Below are 17,484 nucleotides of genomic sequence, written 5' to 3'. Positions count from 1 at the left end.
TGCCGACGAGCGTGACGCGGATCGCGCCGGGACGCTTTGCGCCTGGCCAGCCAGGTCACGTACAGTGATCCGGTCCGCCGCGCGTGCGCGGCGACGCCGCCTTAGCTCAGTCGGTAGAGCGATTCACTCGTAATGAATAGGTCAGGAGTTCGATTCTCCTAGGCGGCTCCGCAGGTCAAGTACCCGATCGGCCCCACTCGGTTCTCTCCGGGTGGGGCCGATTGTATTCACCGTGTGTTCATCCGGCGGGTCGACGCCTCTCGGTCGGCGCGAGAGAGGGCGTACTCCTCGAGCTCGGACACGAGGTAGCGGGGCTTCGAGTCGGGGTAGCGCTCAGTCAGGTACCCGTCTCGGACGAGCTCGATCACGCGCTTCTCGCTGGTCGCGAGCATCGCGGCGGCGTCACGGCGGTAGACGAGGATCGGCTGGACGATGTGGTTCAGATCCGGCATGGGCGCCTCTCCTGCACGGCGGTATGGTCACGGTAGGCCGAGCCCCCGGCGTCGGCGACGCCTCTTTCCTGCCTCCTGCTGAGCGATCGACCGCTTGTTGCGTGGAGCAAATCCTAGGACGGGGTGTGGCTCTGGCGGCTTACCCAGATCCTCGATTGCGCCTGCGGGGATCCTCCACGGGCCCCTGCCGCCCAACTTGAACGCCCCTGGGAGCCTGCCTTCCTTGCAGTGAATTCGGATGGTCTCGGGGTGCGGCTTGAGTAGGCTTGCCGCCTCGTTCACGGTAAAGAACTCCATCGGCCGAGGATCCCACTCGTCCCACCCCGGGCGCACACTGCTCCCCATGGACCTGATCAAGACGCCCGCCGGCTGGGCCTACCCGGCGCCCGGGCCCTGCATGTGCGGGGAGTCGGCGGCGTGGCGTGGCTGGGAGTTCTGCCGCCGCGCCGGCGCGGACGGAGGCGGGCACCCGGCATGGCGGTGCCGGGCCTGCGGCACGGTGCGGACGCTGGGGTGTGTCGGGCGGGTGGGGGTGCCGAACGAGCACGGGGGACGGGCGGGATGGATCCGGGCATGACGAAAGCCCCCTCCCGACCCGAAGGTCAGGAGGGGGCTGTGGTCACTCTCGGATGGTGCCGAGTGCGTGGAGGATGTGCGTGTCCGTCACGGCGAAGAGGGTTCTCGCCAGGGCGGGGCGTCGGGGTGTAGGTGGCGGATGCGTACTCGTACACGGACGCGACGGTGTTGCCCTCACTGTCCACGGGCGGCGCGGCGAGCCTAGTACGCGCGGACTCCACATCAGCCTGCGTGAGGCCGATAGTGGCACCGAGCGCGACCATGCGTGCGAGTAGATCACTGTCACGGGACGCCGCGATAATCGCGGCAGAAGTGGGGGTAGCCATAGAGGCTGATCCTTTCGGTTAGGCGGGTGTGCCGGGGAGGTCCCCGACGGGGAAGGGGCGGTCGGACAGGTATGAGCCTTCGCCGTGCAGGTTGCTCATGGCCCCGGGCACTGATAGAAATCCGGCGCTATACCTCGTGCTCCGTGCGGCGGTGATCCAGGAGGGCGCTCCCGTGGCCTGGCCGTGAACCCATACAGGAATGGGGGTGGCGGCGTATCGGGGGGGCCACACTGCCGCACTTTCGGCGGCGAATGTGCCCATCACGTTTGGGTCGGTGAGGATGTCACCCATTCCGCTGGTGCTGATGTTAACGAATCGCCATGTCACGGTATTGCCGATGCGGCGCACTAGGACTGTGCCGCCCGTAACGGGCGGCCGGAGATGTGCGGTCACGTTCCGCCACCCCGTGTCGGGCAGTGTCGCGGTGCCGGGGGTGCCCTGCTCGCCCCTGGGCAGGGTCAGGTTCAGCGTTTGTGCGGGGGCGGTGCCGGTAATGGTCGCGGACGCCGCCGAGCCGGTAGCGCCCGTCGTCACCGTGCCGATGCTCAGGGTGTTCGCGGGGCCGGGCACGGTGGAATCCGCGCCAGGCTTTCCGGGGTCGCCCTTCTCGCCGGGAGCGCCTCGGATCGCTTGGACCGTTGCCGTCGTGTCGTCCGTGAACGTGATGGTCACGCGAGAGTCGGCGTCGGGGTCGCTGATCGACGCGATGCCGCGACCAGCAGGACCGGGCGGCACCGTCACCGGATCGGTGTACGTGCCGTCCGACAGCTCGAAACTGACCGTCCCGTCGCCGTTGTCGCGGCCACCCGTCACAGACGCGCCAGCAGGACCCGTAGCCCACTTCTCGCCATCGATCACGACCACAGGGGCGAGGTCCGCCAGATCCACCGGCTCAGCCATACCCGGGACGAGCTCGACCTGCCACGAATCCCAGGCAGGGCCGTGCTCCGGCTCCACCCGCACACGCCACGGCCCAGGCGTCAGATCCACCGGAACAGCCACGCCGTCGGTCACGCGCATCACGACCGAATCCCGGCCACGCAGAGCCCCATCCCACACACCATGCGACAGCGGGGTGAGAGTGATCCGCCCCGACTCCGGAAGCGCCACCTCACCCACCCCATGCGACCGCACCATCCGGCCCGTCACAGTAATCAGCATCGAGACCTCTTCCTCACGTCACGGTCATCCTCGTCATGCTCGCGCTGGCACTGGTCCCGCGCCCACTCCGAGGGGTAGGTCGCGGTGCGGCCCCGGCACTGCCAGGACAGGCCCTCGGCCCACTCAGGCGTCCGCATCGGGGGTGTCCTTCCCATCCGGGACGCCGTCGCGGTCTGCGCGCCGGCCATGCGCAGGATCGACCACCCCGGCGGTGAAGTCGGCGTTGCCGATGCTGGTCGCGAGGGACAGGACCGTCGCGAGCGCGGCGACGGACAGGGCCGTCAGCCAGTCCGCGTCGAGGATCCCGGCCGTCGCACCGATCGCGTCCGCGCCGAGCCGCGCGAGGACCACGGCGACGAAGGTCTGGAAGAACGTCTTGATGGAGCGCTCGGCCGCGCCGAGCCAGAAGGAGGTGGTGGTGATCATGGGTGGTGCCTCTCGGTGGGGATGAGAGCCTCGATCTCCTCGAGCATCTCCTCATCGGTGTGCGGGGGAGGGGGTGGAGCGCCGGCGGCACGCCACTTGATGCGGGCACGGAGCTTCGATGCCAGGCCGATGAGGAGCTCGCGGAACGACGCGAGCAGGGGCTCGTTCTGCTTGCGCCACTGCTCGAGCGCGTCGATCCGTTCCTGCTGGTCGAGCATCATCCGCAGAGCGCGAGCGTCGGGCGACTCGGCTTCCTGAACCTGCTGGTTGGTGAGGGGCGGCTTCCCGTCCTTCGCGCGGTTCTGGGCGGTGACCCAGGTGCCGGCGAGGGTGAGGATGCCGAGGATGATGGCGACGATCGCTTCGGTGAGCGTCACGGATGGTCCTCCCGATGGGTGGAGAGCACCGCCTCGATCCGCGCGCGTCTTCGACCTTCTGCCAGAGCGCGAAGAACCTGGCGACGATGAGCAGGGCCAGGCCGGTGATCTCGCCGGCGCGGCCGAGGTGTGAGGGGACCTGGGTGCCGAACGCGATCCACGAGATCACGGCGTAGAGGCCGATCCCCGCCACGATGACGGGCAGGACCCGCCACTCGAGCAGAGGCTTCCCGGCGAGCACCGCGATCATCGCGACGAGCGCGGGGAGCTGCGCAGCACACCCCACCCCATATTGAACGCTTCGGTGATCTGGTCGTAGGACTGGAGCGGGAACAGCAGTGCCCCGATGCCGGACACGATGAAGAAGCCATACGCGGCGGCGCGGGCGAGGTCCTCGAGCCACTGCTTCGGGCGCCGCCGCCCCGTGCCCGGCATCAGGACACTCTCCTCTTATGGACGTTTCGAGTTCCTCGATGAGACGTCATGACAGTGGTATCCTTTTCGGTATGCGGACATGTGTAATCGAGGGTTGTACTGACCGGGTGGACGCCCGTGGGCTCTGCGGTGTCCACTACCGGCAGGCGCGCAAGAACGGCACCATCGACCAGTACGAGCGAGTGAAGATCGTGGGCCGCAAGTGCGACATCGAGTGGTGCGATCGCCCGCACTCGGGGCGCGGCTACTGCTCCGTCCACCTCAACCGCCTCCACCGGACGGGCACCCCCTACTCGCGCAGGGAGCAGAAGGCGATGAACCCGCCGACCTGCGCCGTGCCTGGGTGCGACGACCTCGAAGCGTCTCGCTCCTACTGCCGTCGCCACTACCAGAACTTCCTCCGCACCGGAGACCCGCGTCCCTACCAGGAGCTGGCGGTAGAGGAGAAGATCCGTCGCGTCGGATGGGACGAGGTCCGGGTGCGCCCCGACCTCTCTCCCTGCTGGGAATGGCGGGGGACCCGCACCGATTCCGGGTACGGCATCTTCAACTCCGCAGTGGACGGGTACAGCCACGCCAAAATCCACAGGGTGGTGTACGAGCTCTCGCACGGCCCCCTGGATCAGGGGGCCGTGATCCGCCACGAATGCGACAACCCGCCCTGCATCAACCCCGGCCATCTCCGCGCGGGGACCAACTGGCAGAACAGCGACGACATGGTCACGAGGAACCGATCGGGCCATCTCTACGAGAAGTACGGCGGGCGCCGCAGGAACGGCCACGACATGAACGAGCCAGGCGCATTCCGGATCCGCATCAACAAGCGAAACGGGCGGGAGTACCGGACCTGCGTCAAGTGCCAGTACATCCGGAACAAGGCGGCCAAGGCGCGAGCGAAGGCCCGCGCCGAGCGGCGCTGACTACTGCACGGGCAGGACGTACGCCGCGTAAAACGTGTCCGGTCCGATCTTCCCGTCCTGCGCGATACCGGCAAGTCGCTGCAGGTTCTTCGCGGCCTTCTCTGTCGCCGGACCGTAGCGGCCATCGACGGTGAGGGAGTAGCCGCGTTTCACCATCTGCGCCTGCCACTTCTTGAGCCCGTGCGCTCCTGATGCCTTGCCGGACCCGAAGATCTCTCCCGGCACGAGGGTGTTCGGCATCTTCCCGGAGACAGCCTCGCGCTTCGAGTCGTCTCCGTAGTAGCAGAGATGCTCGAGGGTCCTGAGGAGGGGATAGTCGTCCGCTTCAATGAGTCGCATGAGGAGGTCCTTTCCTTCGGGCGCGTCCCGCCCGGAGTGTCGGGGGCGGGCGGGGTGTTGACGATGGTCTTGCCGGTGCGGGCGAGCTGGTCGACGGCGTCGAGGTGTGGCTCGTAGTCGCCGCAGCAGATCGTCGAGACCCAGTGCGAGTGCGGGTAGATGGGGAGGTCGCCATGCCGGGACCGGATGTCCTTGATCAGCGCGGCGAGGATCGGGAGGGTGCCGGCGACGTCGTTCGGGTCGCACTCGATCGTGATGGACTCGAAGTTCGCGGTCCGGTTGCCGTTCGCCCACGACGAGTCGGCCTCGTCCACGAGCGCGCCACACGCGAGGCCGAGATGACGTAGTGCGCCGACACCTCAGCGGCCTTGTTGCACAGGTGGGCGACGATCCCGTCGAACGCCTGGCCTGACGGGGTGCCCCACCAGTGGACGGTGACGTGCTGGACGCCGTACTTCTTCCCGTCCCGCGGGTCGACTCGGCCCGCGTGGGAGTTCGGGGAGGTCTTGCCCTTCTCTACCGTCGGCGGCGCGGCGAGCTCGAGCACGGTCTCGTCGGGGGACTTCACCGGGTCAGGCGACGACTCGACCTGCCCGGCCTCACCTTTTCCCGCGAGGATCGCCTTCACCGTCGAGGGGCCGGCCTTCCCGTCGACGTCGAGCCCGTTCGCCTTCTGGAACTTCTTCACCGCGGCGATGAAGTCCTTGCCCGGCTTCCCGTCGGCCTCGACGCCGAGCTTCTTCTGCATCGCGGAGACGTTGGGGAGCCCCTCGCTGCGGTACTGGTCCCGGCCCGGGTTCAGGTAGGACCAGTGCCACGGCTCGGAGGGGACGTCGTTCACCCACCCGAACCGGGCCGCGTTGGTCTTCATCCATGCCTGGATCGGGCCGGGGTGGATGTCGACGGCGAGCCCGTTGCCGTGGTTGGAGTAGCCCGGCGACGCGGTCAGCGGACGCCCCGCCTTCTTCGCCCACGTCGACCCGCCATAGGAGCGATCCGAGCTCGGACCTCGCGGCCGCGAGACGCGGGTGTAGTTCCGCTCGAGCATCGCGACCTGCTCGTCGAGCGACCGGTACGCGTCCCAGACCGAGAAGTATGAGCCGGTGTCCGCGACGGCGCGGAGCATCATCCGCACCAGCGACGCATACGCCGCCGATGTGAGGCGCTCCTGCTCGCGCTTGTTGCTGAACGCGAGGGGGAGCGCCGCGAGGTTCTTCGTCGGGATCCGGCCATTCGCGAAGGCCATGTCGTGCTCCGATCCGCCCGGCATCCGGGCATGAAAACGGCCCCCACAAGCAACGTGGAGGCCAGAAGATGAGGGCGGGGGTCAGCACGCCGCGACGTGCACGGCGAGATTCCCCCAGTCCGGGTTGGTCGTGTAATAGGCGTTGTCATCCACGGCATGGATGACCTGCACGGTCATCTCCTCGTGCGCGGGGACAATGACCCGGTGAAGAAGCGGCGGGGAGACGCCGTCGATGGTCGTATCGCTCGGGATCGTGGGGCGGACGACCAGTGTTTCGTCGCCGACCTTGAGGCGCATCTCGGACCCGCTGCGCGCTTCCGCGTAAAGACCGTGCCCTGGACAACCCCCTGGCGCGGGTACGGCCTCGCTGGGACTGTGGCCGATAGGACCACGTCGCCGCTGTTCCTGTTCGCCCCGCCTATGAGGGTGCCCCCGTACAGCTCGGCGCGCCGGACGGCGTGGGGATACCAAGGTGCTCGGCGAGCCAGTCGGCGAGAACCTTGTAGGACCCGTCGGTGAGGTGGATGCCGTCGCTGTGGAGCCACCCCCACGGGTCCGCGCCGGGGATGCCGATCACGGCGTACCGGGGCCACAGGTCAAGGAACTCGACACGCTCGGGGTCCTCCTCGGCGAGGGTGCGGAGAACCGCCGTGTAGTCCTCCCACGGGTGCGAGCCGGTCGCCGGGCTGTTCCGCTGATGTTGCCCAACCAGGAGGTGTGCCGTGTCCGGGGACGCGGCCTTGAGCGCGGATAGGTGGCTACGCATCGAAGTCTCATACTGCGCCGGGGTTCGGCTACCGGACCAGTCATTGGAGCCGATCATGTGCACCATGAGAACCGGCCCAATCGACCCAACCGCCGTGTAGTGCGACGAAGAGAGGTAGCTGGCGCTCGTGGAACCGCCGACGCCCCACGCCCACACCTGCACCCCAGATGCCGGGGCGCTACCGGATACGGCGGTCTGGGCGGGGCGAGAGGTGAGATAGCTGCTGATCCTCTGCGCGGGGCGGCGGTCCGTGGATGTGGCCTGGTGGCCCTGGATGGTGGACGACCCGGCAAAGATCACGCTGACTCCGGTAGTGCGCCGCTGTCTGAGCGCATCCTGTAGCGCCCGTCGGGACAGGGGCTCGGCGGACAGGCGGGCAAGGTCCTGCACCGCTCGCGCGGTCATCATGCCGCGCTGGTCGGTGGTCGCATCGGGGATAGTCGCGGCCACTCCGTCAAGCGCGGCCTGCGCCCCGGGGGACGGGGTGTCGTCGGGGTCGAATGCGTGAATCTCGGTCACGCGACCACCATCCTCAATGGTGAAGACCCCCGGCGCGGTGCGGGTAACGGACGGGCCAGCGGGTCCACGCAAGCCCTGCTCGCCCCGGTCGCCCTTCTGGCCTCGGGGGAGGACCGCGTGAAGCTCACGCGCCTGGGGCGTGCCGGTCATCCACACGTCGGCAGTAGCGCCCGCAGTGACCGACCCCATCGTGATAGTCGCCGCCGCGCCATCGTCGCCACGGTCGCCCTTGACGCCAGGATCGCCCTTCTCGCCCTTTTCGCCGACGCCCGGCACCCAGCGCGTGTACGTGCCATCGGACAGCTTGAACCGGATCAGCCCCGCATCGGTATCGCTCTCAGAGTCAACAATCGACGCGCCTTCGATGATCTGATACGGTCGCGACTTGATCGGGATCAGGTCGGCGGTGAGGTTGACGATCGTGCCCCGGGGAGCCTTGAACGTGAGCGGCGCGAGCGTGAACCCATCCAGGTCGAACTTTGCCGTCCATGCCCAATCGGCGACCCCGATAGGTGCATCGGTAGCGAGGAGCCGCACCGGGCGAGAGTCCTCCTCCGAGATGACGATTTGGCCCTCGAAAATCTGGGCGCGCACCTCTTCGATGCCAAGCCATGCCCCTGCCACGCGAGCGGCAGGGGTTGTTGCCTTGAACGTCACCCAGCCGCTAGCGAGGGCCACATCGGGGTGGTCGTCATCGTCGGGCCCGTCAGCCTGGATGAACCCGAAGTAGCCGTCAATCGTCGCGCCGGGGAGGTTGAAGTCGTCAAACCATGCCATTAGCGGACCTCCTTCCAAGCCTGCGGGTACGCGAGAGGCGACCACACGATTGCGTTGATTGCGGCCTCGTACACGCGGCCCTGGAAAGTGACGCGATCCCCGACCTTGTACGAATCGTGCGCGCCGGTCGGTCGCACGTATGCAGGTGCGTCGGGGACCGGGGCGGGCTCGGGATCGTCGGGCACCTGCACCCCCTCGGGGGCAAGTGCCCGCCACGCCTCGAGGACACTCACGCCACGCAACGCCGCATACCCCTCCACAGCGGCCACGACCGACGCCCGCGCCTCGGCCTCGGCGTCACGACGGTCAATCTCGGTCCGCATCTCCTCGCACGCCGCCCGCAAATCGTCGGTCGTCATGTCGTCAAAGCTCGGCATCAGTCCACGTCCCAACTGATCTGGCCCATGTCGATTCGTCCGCACGTGCCTCGGGTCATATAGAGGCGGACGTCGTTGTTCGTTGCCGAAACCACGATATAGCCAGCGGCGTCAACGCCATTACCAGTGCTCTGCTCAACAGGGACGATGGGGAACCGCATGCCACGCTTCGGGAGGTCCGTCGCACCCAAGTGCGCCACGGTATAGCCTGAGCCCGATGCGCTGTATGCGGTGTTGCTCCCGTTAGAGCGGTAGAACTGGCCTCGCAAATAACGAGTGGTCCCCACCCGCCTGAACTGCTTCGGGCTCCCAGAGAAGTTCGTAGTGTTCGCAAGGTCGGGAAGCGTCTGCCACTTCCCCGACAGGAGCGACACCCACGCAACCGGCTGGCCCGCGTCCTGCTTCGCGATCTTGATGTCCGGGTAGTCGCCATGCACGACCGCGACCGTGCCACGAATGACCGTATCCGGCTCCGGCGGCTCCGACTCGTCACGCACCTGCAACAGCGGCGCAACACGAGGCTTCACCGAAGACACAGCCGCGTTCGTCAGGAGTTCGTTCGGCTTGCGGTAGATCTTGTGGAGAACGAGGTACTGCTTACCCTGCGACTGATCGAGGGCCTTCACGACCTTCAACTGGACAGGCGGCTCAGACTGCTCCAACCGAAGCGGCGAATACTCAAGCACGATCCAGTAGGTCCTAGCGGCGGTCACCGCAGGGATATCGAGCACGACCGCCGCGTCGATACGGTGATAGAACCCTGCCACAATCGCCTGCGCCAGACCCGTCTGGGTCGAAACGTTCACCGTGACCTGGTTAGTGGCGTTGTTGACGTTCGTGAGCCGGTACGGGTCACCACCCTCATTCAACACACCGCTACCAATACCGAGCGTGACCTGCTTCCACTGCTCATCGGTCATCGGCTTATCCCGCATGGGGAAAGACTCCTCAGCCATCACCGCACCTCCTGACTGCGCTGACGCGCCTCGATCTTCTTGATCCTCTTCACTGATGCGGGGGTGCGGTCGCCAGCGGAGTCGTGATCCCCGAGCGTGAGCGCCGCCGTGCGGCCGTGCCCGTCCCAGGTGAGCTCCACCTGCCGCACGGGCTCGGAGACGGTCGCGCCGTCGAACTCGACCGTCACGATGTCGCCGAGCCAGTAGTCCGTGCCGAAGCGGAGGCCGGGAACGTCCTTCGCTGTGATCGACGCGGACGCACCCTCGCGGCCCTCGTCCAGCGGCTCATCCGTCGCCTGCTTGATCTCCGGGTCGTCATCCGTGGACGTCTGATCCACGAACTCCTCGACCCGCCGGCCCCACGACGTGGCGCGGATGTACTCGCGCCGGTTCAGGTAGGTCCCCGTGCCCTGCCCTGCCGCCATCGCGGCGTTCACGGTCGGGGCGGACATGACGTAGGACCCCTCGTCGAGGCCACCGTTCTGCTCCGTGAACCGCACGCCGCGGGACCTGTCGGTGGGGGTGCGGAACCGGAACACGATCCGGTTGTCGTCCTCCTGCACCGCATCGAATGTGACGCCGCCCGTCCGGGCGAGCGGCTTGATCACGTCGAGGATCGGCTTGTCGCGGTCGTTGACCTTCACCGTCTTGCCTCGACCCTGCGAGGTGGCCACCGTGAACCCGTCCTGCCGGCGCGCCGTGACCGCGCCCGTGCCGACGTTCGCGTTCACGATGTCGCGGATCACCGTCTCAGCAGGACCGGACCGGGTGTACTTCCCCTCGGCCGTCTGCTGCGTCCAGACCTTCGTAGGGTCGCCGAGAAGGAGCCGGTCACGCACATGCACGAGGTCCGACTCCCCGGTCAGGGTCCGGTCCCGGGACTGCGTGTCCTCGCTGATCTCCGTCAGCGGACCCGACAGGACCGTCACCCCGGAGTCCTGGATGATGACCCGCCAGCCCGGCCCGACCCGCTGAGACAGCGGATCGTGCGAGGGGACCGTGACCTGGAACGTGCCCACATCCGCGTCCCGCAGGACCGCAGTGCACTCCGTGACGACAAGATGCCCGCGCCGCACCCGCTGAGGGTCGACCGCCCAAACGACCAGCGACATCAGACCCCCTCGAGGTAGCGCTCGCGATACGTGAGCCGGACGAGCGTCGCCGGAGTCGCCGACACGAGCGTGACCGTGAGCGACTGCTGCCCCGGATCCAGAGAGAACAGCCGCGAACGCAGGCTCGTGTCCGCCCACCGGTCAGGGGTGATCCGGCCCGCCGCCGTATCGATCAGCACCGGCGAGGTCGGGGAGAAGGTCCCTGCGATCTCGATCCGGTCCGTGCCGCGTGCGATCACCAGATCCGTTCCCGGACCCAGCACCTCCCACGCCGGCCACACCGGGCCGTCACCCTCGATCGTCACGTCGAACCGGCCCTGCACCGTCGACTGCGCCAGGATCACCGGGAAGAACGGCACCGTGTCGGACAGGAACGGCTTCGAACCCGGGTTCACCCGGAGCTCCACCGTCTGCTCCGGCCCCAGCCACCACGGATCCGGACACTCGAACGTCAGCCCGAGCGTCTGCCACGACCCGTGGAACCCGTCACCGAAGTCCCCGTCCAGCCCCTCCCGGTAGTAGCCGCGGATCATCCTGTCCGTGCCCGTTGCGGGGTCCTCGATCCGGATCTCGACCGGCCCGAGGTGGGGCGCGAGAAGCCTGTTCAGCTCCCGTCGCATCCGGGACAGGCCCGCGACCGAGTCCGACTCCATCAGGAGAGGGAGGTACACCTCCCGCGCCCCATACCGGACACCGCGCACGATGCTTCCGTCCCCGGTGATCCGATCCGTCGACGCGATGTCCACGGGGGCGAGACCCAGACCCGTCGCCGCCATACAGATGCGAGCACCGGATCATCCGGGCCCCGCCCCAGCGTGAACGTCTCACCGTTCCGAGACAACGACACGATCGGAGAGTCCGACCAATCCATCAGCCCCTCCTCACGCGTACAGCGCCATCTGACGCTTCTGCCGCTTCTCGATCTCCCGAGCAATGTCCTCGGCCGAGTAGCCGTGGACACCGCCATTGATCTGGATCGCCGGACGCCCCTCGGCATCCGCCCCCGCATACGCGGAGACAGGCACCTGCGGGACCTGCGGGCGCACATCCGCACGCCCCACATCCCGGAGCCCAGCCAGGTCCGGCGGCGTCACCAGCGACTCGAGCGAGCGCCGCACCGCCGGGACCATCCCCTCGACACCGACCTGGAAGCCCTCCCCGGTGAACCCACCGAGGGCACGCATCACCCGCGAAGGCGACTTGATCTTGAGCTTCGACCGGACCGTGGAGATGACCTTGTTCGCGAGGTTCTCCGACGCCTTCTCGACGTTCTTCAGCTGCGACTCAAGCCCGCGCACGAGGCCCTTCGCGGAGTCCACGCCGGCCTGGTGCATCTGTCGCCCGAGGACCGTCCCCGACTTCGACGACGCCGAGTTGAGGGCGTTGTACTGCTTCGTGATCGCCTTGATCTGCGAATCGGACCCCGACAGGAGGTTCTTCGCGACCTTCGACCCGTCCGCGACACCGAGCTGAGCGATCTGATCGATCAGCCCCTTCGACAGGCCCTTCGACTGCGGCTCACTCAGCCGCCCGGTGAAGGTCTTCACTGTCGCCGCCGAGTTGCGGAATCCCCGGATGATCGTCTCGATCCCCGTGGTCGCCGACTCGGCCGTGAGCGCATACCCGCCGGCGAACTTCTCGGTGAGCGACGACGCGTAGTCGTCCCGCACCTTCGTCGCCTCGGTCAGCGCCGCCTTCGCGTTCTTCAGCTTCGCCGTCAGAGTGTCCGACTGCTTCGCGAGGTTCTGCGACTTCGTCGTCGCCGACGATGCGTACTTCGTGAAGAACGCATCAGCGGCCTTCGTCGCCGCGGCCGAGGTGTTACCCCGACGCGCCTGCTTCAGCGCCGCTTCCGTCGATGCGATCTGCTTCTGGACGTCCTTCAGCTTCGCCGCCGTCGCAGACGCCGCGCCCGAGTAGTCTCCGCGCCGCGCCTTCGTGAGCGCGGACTGGGTCGACTCGATCTGCTTCCGCACCTGCGCGAGTCGCTTCGCCTGCTTCTTCGAGTCGAGGGCCTTCGCCTTCTTCCGAAGATCAGCGAGGTCGTCCGACAGTCGGTTGACCGTGGACTTCTTCGCCGACGACGTCTTTGCGTTGACCGTTTTGTTCAGTCGCGACGCCTGGTTCTTCAGCGCCTTCAGCGAGTCGGCCAGCTTGTCGACCGTCTGCTTCTGGTTCGCCTTGAACCGATCCTGGAAGGTCTTCGCGATCCCGTCAGCGAGCTTCCCCGCCGCCGTCTTGACCTGCTTCTCAGTGCCGAGAAGTCCGTCCAGAATCACGGTCACCTTCGACGAGCCGATCTTCGCGTTCGGCGAGACCTTCCCACCGGCCGCGTAGCCGACCAGGCCCCCGGCCGCGTAGCCGACCAGCGCTCTCGCGCCGTACCGGTTCAGCGCATCCAGCGACCCCGGACGAGCCGACTCAATCGACCGCCGGGACGACTTCTGTACCACGAACTCGTCCGCATGCACCACCCCGGCGGGCTGGTACTTGCTTCCAGGGCCGGTCCAGCCACCGTCCGCATACCCGCCCTTGCGATCCCAGCCACGACGCACCGACCCATAAGCCGCCTTCGTGTACCGGATCGACGCGAGCATGTTCGACAGCGGATCGAAGATGTCCTTGTTGTACTCCGGGTGAGCGTACGCGCGGAACGTCGGCGGAATGACCTGCATCAGGCCCTTCGACGGCGTCCCCTTCCTCGCGTTCGAGTCCCAATTGTTGACCGCCCGAGCGTTGCCGCCCGACTCCTGATTCATGCGCCGCATCATCGACGCATGATTCATCGGGTTCATGTCCCCGGTCATCGCGAGCGCCTTGGTAGCCAGAGGGCCCCATCGGGCGGTGACTCCAACTACCCCAGCGACCGTCTTGCCAGTCTCGACTACAGCATCGCCGACTTCGCCGATCTTGTCGAAGACCCAATCCTTCGCCCAACCAACCGTGTTAGACGCGGTCTTCGTCAGGACATCGCCGATCCAGCCGCCGCCGACAGCCTCAGAAACCTCGCCCTTGATCTTCGACCACAGGCCATCAAACGGGTTCCACCAACCGCCACCATCGCCGGAACCAGCCGAACCGCCGCCCCCAAGATACGGGGCCGGGTCGACGTACTTGCCGTCCCGCTTCAGGGAGAAGTGAAGGTGCGGGCCGCTAGAACGACCCGTGCTACCGACACGCCCAACAGCCGCGCCACTCCCCACCGACGAGCCATTCTTCGCGATGAACTGCGAGAGGTGATGGTAGCCCGCGACGAGACCATTCCCGAGCACCAGCTCAAGCTTGTTGCCCGCCGCGGCGTTGCGGGTATGCCGCACGCTACCGGCACCGACAGCCTTCAGAACCGCACCGGACGGCATAGGCCAGTCAATGCCCTTGTGCCGACCGCCACGAGCACCAAACCCATCACCGCGCGGATACGAACCCGCGAACGGGGAGCGCAACTTGACGAGACCGCCCTTCGCGTACCCGAGAGCACGCGCACCATAACGGTTCAGCGAATCAAGGAACCCCGGCGCATTACGCCGCAAATCGTTCTGCGACTCCTTACGGATCACATACTCGTCAGCATGGACGATACCAGCAGGCGTATACTTCGACCCCGGACCAGTGTAGCCACCAGTCGCGAACTCGCTCATCTCCGGGAGCTTCGTATCGAGGCCGAGCTTCCCGGCGACGTTGTCGAAGTTCCCCTTAATGTGCTTGTTGTAGATGCGGATGATCCCGTTAATCGGGGACTTCATCCCCTCCTTGATCTTGCCCCACGCCTTCAACACAGAATCCTTCATCGTCGAGAAGGCATTCTTGATGTTGTCCGTCAGCGTGTCGATCTTCGGCTTCACCGTGCCAGTAAGCCAGCTCACGACAGGCTGAATCGCCTTGTCCTGAACGTACTTCCACGCGTTCTTGATCGAGTCCCGCATGTTGTTGAAGCCCGTCTTGAGCTTCTCGATCACGTTCTTGATCGCAGGCCACAACGTGCCCTTCAACCAGTCGGACACAGCCTTGATCGCCGACTTGATCGCCGACCACACAGTCTGCGCGATAAGCTTCCAGCCCTCGAAGGACATCTTCAGCCAACCAATGACCGTGTTAATCAGCGGCCAGGCAGTGTTCTTAAACCACTGAACAACGGCGTTGATCGCGCCCTTGATCCCGTTCCACACCGGCAAGATCACACTGTTATACAGCCACTTGAACCCGGCCGCGTACCAGTCGATGACCTTCTTCACGACAGGCCAGGCAGTGTTCACCAGCCACTGCACGACCGCATTGATCGCGGCCTTGATCGCATTCCAGACAGGGAGGATCACGGACCGGTACAGCCATCGAGTCGCCCCAGCAATCGCATCCCACGCCCGCTTGATGAGAGGCCATGCCGTATTGACGATCCAGTTAGCAACCGCCCCAATCGCGGCCTTGATTCCATTCCACGCCGGAGTGATGACGTTCCGCCACAGCCACAGTGCGACCGGGGCGATGACGTTCTGGAAGTAGAACTTCATCAAGTCGATGTAACCCAGCACCGCCGTCACAACAATCGCGATAGCGAGCTTGATCCCGTTCCAGGCAGGCGTGATCACGTTCTGCCACAGCCACATCGCCGCGGCGCCGATCGCATCCCAGGCAGTCTGGATCGCAGGCCACAGCGTGCCCGTGATCCAATCGCCGACCACGCCGATCGCGGCCCGGATGCCATTCCATGCGGGGAGGATCGCGGAGTTGTACAGCCACAGAGCGCCCGCGGCGATCCCGTCCCACGCGACCTGCAGGTAGGGGAGCGCCGTGCCGGTGAACCAGTCCACGACCGCTGCGGCGGCGTTCCTGATCGCCGTCCACACGGACTCCCAGATCGCCTTGCCAGTCTCGGTCTTCGTGAAGAACCAGACGAGCGCACCGACGAGCGACGTGACGCCGGTGATGATCAGACCGATCGGGCCGGTCGCGAAGCGGATCGCCGCACCGAGCAGACGAGTCGCCACAGCCGCGGTCTTCGACGCAATCGCGCCAGCCTTCGTCGCGATCGTCCGCGCACGCTCAGCGAGCGTGGCCCGCGTCGTCGCGGTGGCCTGTGTGTTGGTAGCCGCCGTGCTGAGCACCTTCGCCCGGGCCGCGCGCCCTTCGAGAAGGTTGTTCGTCAGGATCAGGGCGTTGTTCGTGAGCATGACCGGCGACATCGCCGCGGTCATGCTCCGCTGAGCGATGAGTGCGTCAGTCGTCGCAGCAGAGTGGAGCTTCCACGCAGCGAATCCGGCGACGATCAGAGGCATCAGCTTCACGACCGTGTCGGCATGATCTGAGAGGAACTGCATCGCGTTGCCGATGCTCTGAATGGCGATCGACAGGACGCCGGGAGCGGCCGACCCCATCGCCGCAAGCCCCGTGCCGATGCCCGACAGGGAGCTCGCAGCGCCAGACAGATCGACAGCCCCGAGCGACCCCATGAACCCGGAGAAGCTCGAGAAGTCGAGCCGCTTCATCGAGTCCCACAGCTGGCGCACGAAGTACCCGGCACGCTCCATGAACCCCGGGAAGCCGGACGAGGTGATCTCGCCGTCGTTGTACCGCCAGGCCGCACCGAAAGCGGTGATCCCGCCCTTGAGCTCGTCGAAGGTGGTCCGAGCGATGTACGCGACCCGCTCCATGAACCCGGGGAACCCGGCAGAGGTGATGTCTCCATCGTTCGCGGCCCACGCGCCGCCGAACGCCCGGATCCCGCCCTGGACCTCAGAGAAGAAGTTCAGAATCGGGGTCGGATCGAATGCCTCGACGCTGGCGATCAGCCCATCGAAGAACGACTGGATCCCCGCCTGGGCACCCCCGCCGAACCGGTCGAAGAACCCCTCCACGAACGGCTCAAGCTTCGCCTTGACCGCATTCAAGAGCCCCTGGATGCCCTGGAACGTCGTCTTCGCGAGCGGAAGCACTCCCGTCGCGAACATCGCGCCGAGCTTCCGCACCGCCGCCATCATGTTCGCGAACGAGCCACGGGTCGTGTCGCCCATCGCCGTCGCGACACCACCAGCGGCGTCAGCGGCAGCGACCTCGAAGGTCGCGAAGTCGATCTTGCCCTCGGTGGCCATCTTCTTCACTTCTTCTTGGCTCTTGCCAAGAGTCGTGCCGAGGGACTGCCAGATCGGGATACCGCGCTGAGCGATCATGTTGATGTCGCCCGTGTACGCGGAACCGACAGCAGCGACGGTGTTGAAGATCCCGCCGATCTCGTCCATGCCGGAGCCCGCGGCCGCGGCGGTGTTCGCGACAGTCGAGAGGGTCTTCTCGAGCCGCTCACCAGGCTTGATGCCAGCAGCGACAGCGCCAGCGGCCGTGGTGGCGGCGGCGTCCAGACCGAACGCCGTGCCCTCGACCGAGGCGAGGGCGTTTCCCATGATCTTCTCGACGGTCTTCGTGTCGTGGCCGAGGCCGGACATCTTCGCCCGCGCGTCCTCGATACCGAGAGCGCGGTCGAAACCGCCCTTCAGGGTCACGCCGGCAACAGCGCCACCGATGATCCCGCCGAGCTTCAGCCCGGTCTTCACCGTCGACATCACGCTGGACGAGAACCGCGAGCCGATGGACCGGCCCGCCTTGTCCGCCTCGCTCGCCATCCCGGACCCCGAGAGCTGTCCGGCGATGTTGCCGCGCACACCCTGGATCGTGGGGATCAGACCAATCGCAGCAGTCGCGATCACCGGGCTACCAGCGACCATGAGCAGACT

General features: G+C 66.5%; 15 protein-coding genes and 1 tRNA gene. 2 read left to right on the top strand and 14 right to left on the bottom strand.

All coding sequences use genetic code 11. The features are described 5' to 3' along the window. Window positions 1-95: 95 nt before the first annotated feature. A tRNA-Thr gene (locus tag WKH84_RS09465) sits at window positions 96-168 on the top strand. 59 nt (window positions 169-227) lie between these two features. On the opposite strand, the gene WKH84_RS09460 is transcribed toward WKH84_RS09465, so the two are convergent. From WKH84_RS09460 to WKH84_RS09440, 5 genes are all read right to left on the bottom strand, one after another. After that, window positions 228-452 (bottom strand): hypothetical protein, encoded by a 225-nt coding sequence (locus tag WKH84_RS09460; RefSeq protein WP_341856452.1) that lies wholly within the window; start codon window positions 450-452, stop codon window positions 228-230. A gap of 920 nt (window positions 453-1,372) precedes the next feature. Next, entirely contained in the window at window positions 1,373-2,515 is a 1,143-nt protein-coding gene (locus WKH84_RS09455) for a hypothetical protein (RefSeq protein ID WP_341856451.1), read from the bottom strand. 123 nt (window positions 2,516-2,638) lie between these two features. Continuing rightward, complete coding sequence (locus tag WKH84_RS09450; RefSeq protein WP_341856450.1) at window positions 2,639-2,941, bottom strand: holin; 303 nt, start codon at window positions 2,939-2,941, stop codon at window positions 2,639-2,641. After that, window positions 2,938-3,318, bottom strand: coding sequence for a hypothetical protein (locus tag WKH84_RS09445; RefSeq protein WP_341856449.1), 381 nt, complete (start codon window positions 3,316-3,318; stop codon window positions 2,938-2,940). The genes WKH84_RS09450 and WKH84_RS09445 overlap by 4 nt, the downstream gene beginning before the upstream one ends. Before the next feature lie 246 nt (window positions 3,319-3,564). Continuing rightward, the gene (locus WKH84_RS09440; protein ID WP_341856448.1) at window positions 3,565-3,753 is read right to left on the bottom strand and encodes a hypothetical protein; all 189 of its coding nucleotides are present in this window, start codon (window positions 3,751-3,753) and stop codon (window positions 3,565-3,567) included. Between the two features lie 107 nt (window positions 3,754-3,860). Here WKH84_RS09440 and WKH84_RS09435 point away from each other — a divergent pair, with 107 nt between their 5' ends. Continuing rightward, window positions 3,861-4,673, top strand: a complete 813-nt coding sequence (locus WKH84_RS09435) for an HNH endonuclease signature motif containing protein (RefSeq protein ID WP_341856447.1) — start codon at window positions 3,861-3,863, stop codon at window positions 4,671-4,673. On the opposite strand, the gene WKH84_RS09430 is transcribed toward WKH84_RS09435, so the two are convergent. The 9 genes from WKH84_RS09430 to WKH84_RS09390 form a co-directional block, all read right to left on the bottom strand. Continuing rightward, on the bottom strand, window positions 4,674-5,012 hold the full coding sequence (locus tag WKH84_RS09430) for a peptidoglycan-binding domain-containing protein (RefSeq protein WP_341856446.1): 339 nt from the start codon (window positions 5,010-5,012) through the stop codon (window positions 4,674-4,676). Window positions 5,013-5,208: 196 nt separating this feature from the next. Then, on the bottom strand, window positions 5,209-6,258 hold the full coding sequence (locus WKH84_RS09425) for a D-alanyl-D-alanine carboxypeptidase family protein (protein ID WP_341856445.1): 1,050 nt from the start codon (window positions 6,256-6,258) through the stop codon (window positions 5,209-5,211). 81 nt (window positions 6,259-6,339) lie between these two features. Beyond that, window positions 6,340-6,555 carry a hypothetical protein gene (locus tag WKH84_RS09420; protein WP_341856444.1) on the bottom strand — a complete coding sequence of 72 codons (216 nt, stop codon included), beginning with the start codon at window positions 6,553-6,555 and terminating at the stop codon, window positions 6,340-6,342. Between the two features lie 121 nt (window positions 6,556-6,676). After that, window positions 6,677-8,320: a GDSL-type esterase/lipase family protein gene (locus WKH84_RS09415; RefSeq protein ID WP_341856443.1), complete on the bottom strand. Its 1,644-nt coding sequence runs from the start codon at window positions 8,318-8,320 to the stop codon at window positions 6,677-6,679. Then, entirely contained in the window at window positions 8,320-8,697 is a 378-nt protein-coding gene (locus WKH84_RS09410; protein ID WP_341856442.1) for a carbohydrate-binding protein, read from the bottom strand. Before WKH84_RS09410 ends, WKH84_RS09415 begins: the two co-directional genes overlap by 1 nt. After that, window positions 8,697-9,656, bottom strand: coding sequence for a hypothetical protein (locus tag WKH84_RS09405; RefSeq protein ID WP_341856441.1), 960 nt, complete (start codon window positions 9,654-9,656; stop codon window positions 8,697-8,699). Before WKH84_RS09405 ends, WKH84_RS09410 begins: the two co-directional genes overlap by 1 nt. Next, window positions 9,653-10,765, bottom strand: a complete 1,113-nt coding sequence (locus WKH84_RS09400; RefSeq protein WP_341856440.1) for a hypothetical protein — start codon at window positions 10,763-10,765, stop codon at window positions 9,653-9,655. Before WKH84_RS09400 ends, WKH84_RS09405 begins: the two co-directional genes overlap by 4 nt. After that, window positions 10,765-11,511 (bottom strand): phage tail domain-containing protein, encoded by a 747-nt coding sequence (locus WKH84_RS09395; RefSeq protein WP_341856439.1) that lies wholly within the window; start codon window positions 11,509-11,511, stop codon window positions 10,765-10,767. The genes WKH84_RS09400 and WKH84_RS09395 overlap by 1 nt, the downstream gene beginning before the upstream one ends. Window positions 11,512-11,646: 135 nt before the next feature. Beyond that, a complete protein-coding gene (locus WKH84_RS09390) occupies window positions 11,647-17,475 on the bottom strand; it encodes a peptidoglycan DD-metalloendopeptidase family protein (protein WP_341856438.1) in 5,829 nt (1,942 codons plus the stop codon). Between the last annotated feature and the right edge of the window lie 9 nt (window positions 17,476-17,484).

The organism is Brachybacterium sp. GPGPB12, assembly GCF_038396325.1.
Classification (GTDB): domain Bacteria; phylum Actinomycetota; class Actinomycetes; order Actinomycetales; family Dermabacteraceae; genus Brachybacterium; species Brachybacterium conglomeratum.
This window is presented reverse-complemented; position numbering and strand designations above follow the sequence as displayed.

What these genes read in the sequence shown, in the direction of transcription:
- WKH84_RS09460 (WP_341856452.1), bottom strand. Translation starts at nt 452, where the DNA reads ATGCCGGATCTGAACCACATCGTCCAGCCGATCCTCGTCTACCGCCGT.
- WKH84_RS09455 (WP_341856451.1), bottom strand. Translation starts at nt 2,515, where the DNA reads ATGCTGATTACTGTGACGGGCCGGATGGTGCGGTCGCATGGGGTGGGT.
- WKH84_RS09450 (WP_341856450.1), bottom strand. Translation starts at nt 2,941, where the DNA reads ATGATCACCACCACCTCCTTCTGGCTCGGCGCGGCCGAGCGCTCCATC.
- WKH84_RS09440 (WP_341856448.1), bottom strand. Translation starts at nt 3,753, where the DNA reads ATGCCGGGCACGGGGCGGCGGCGCCCGAAGCAGTGGCTCGAGGACCTC.
- WKH84_RS09430 (WP_341856446.1), bottom strand. Translation starts at nt 5,012, where the DNA reads ATGCGACTCATTGAAGCGGACGACTATCCCCTCCTCAGGACCCTCGAG.
- WKH84_RS09425 (WP_341856445.1), bottom strand. Translation starts at nt 6,258, where the DNA reads ATGGCCTTCGCGAATGGCCGGATCCCGACGAAGAACCTCGCGGCGCTC.
- WKH84_RS09420 (WP_341856444.1), bottom strand. Translation starts at nt 6,555, where the DNA reads ATGCGCCTCAAGGTCGGCGACGAAACACTGGTCGTCCGCCCCACGATC.
- WKH84_RS09415 (WP_341856443.1), bottom strand. Translation starts at nt 8,320, where the DNA reads ATGGCATGGTTTGACGACTTCAACCTCCCCGGCGCGACGATTGACGGC.
- WKH84_RS09410 (WP_341856442.1), bottom strand. Translation starts at nt 8,697, where the DNA reads ATGCCGAGCTTTGACGACATGACGACCGACGATTTGCGGGCGGCGTGC.
- WKH84_RS09400 (WP_341856440.1), bottom strand. Translation starts at nt 10,765, where the DNA reads ATGTCGCTGGTCGTTTGGGCGGTCGACCCTCAGCGGGTGCGGCGCGGG.
- WKH84_RS09390 (WP_341856438.1), bottom strand. Translation starts at nt 17,475, where the DNA reads ATGGTCGCTGGTAGCCCGGTGATCGCGACTGCTGCGATTGGTCTGATC.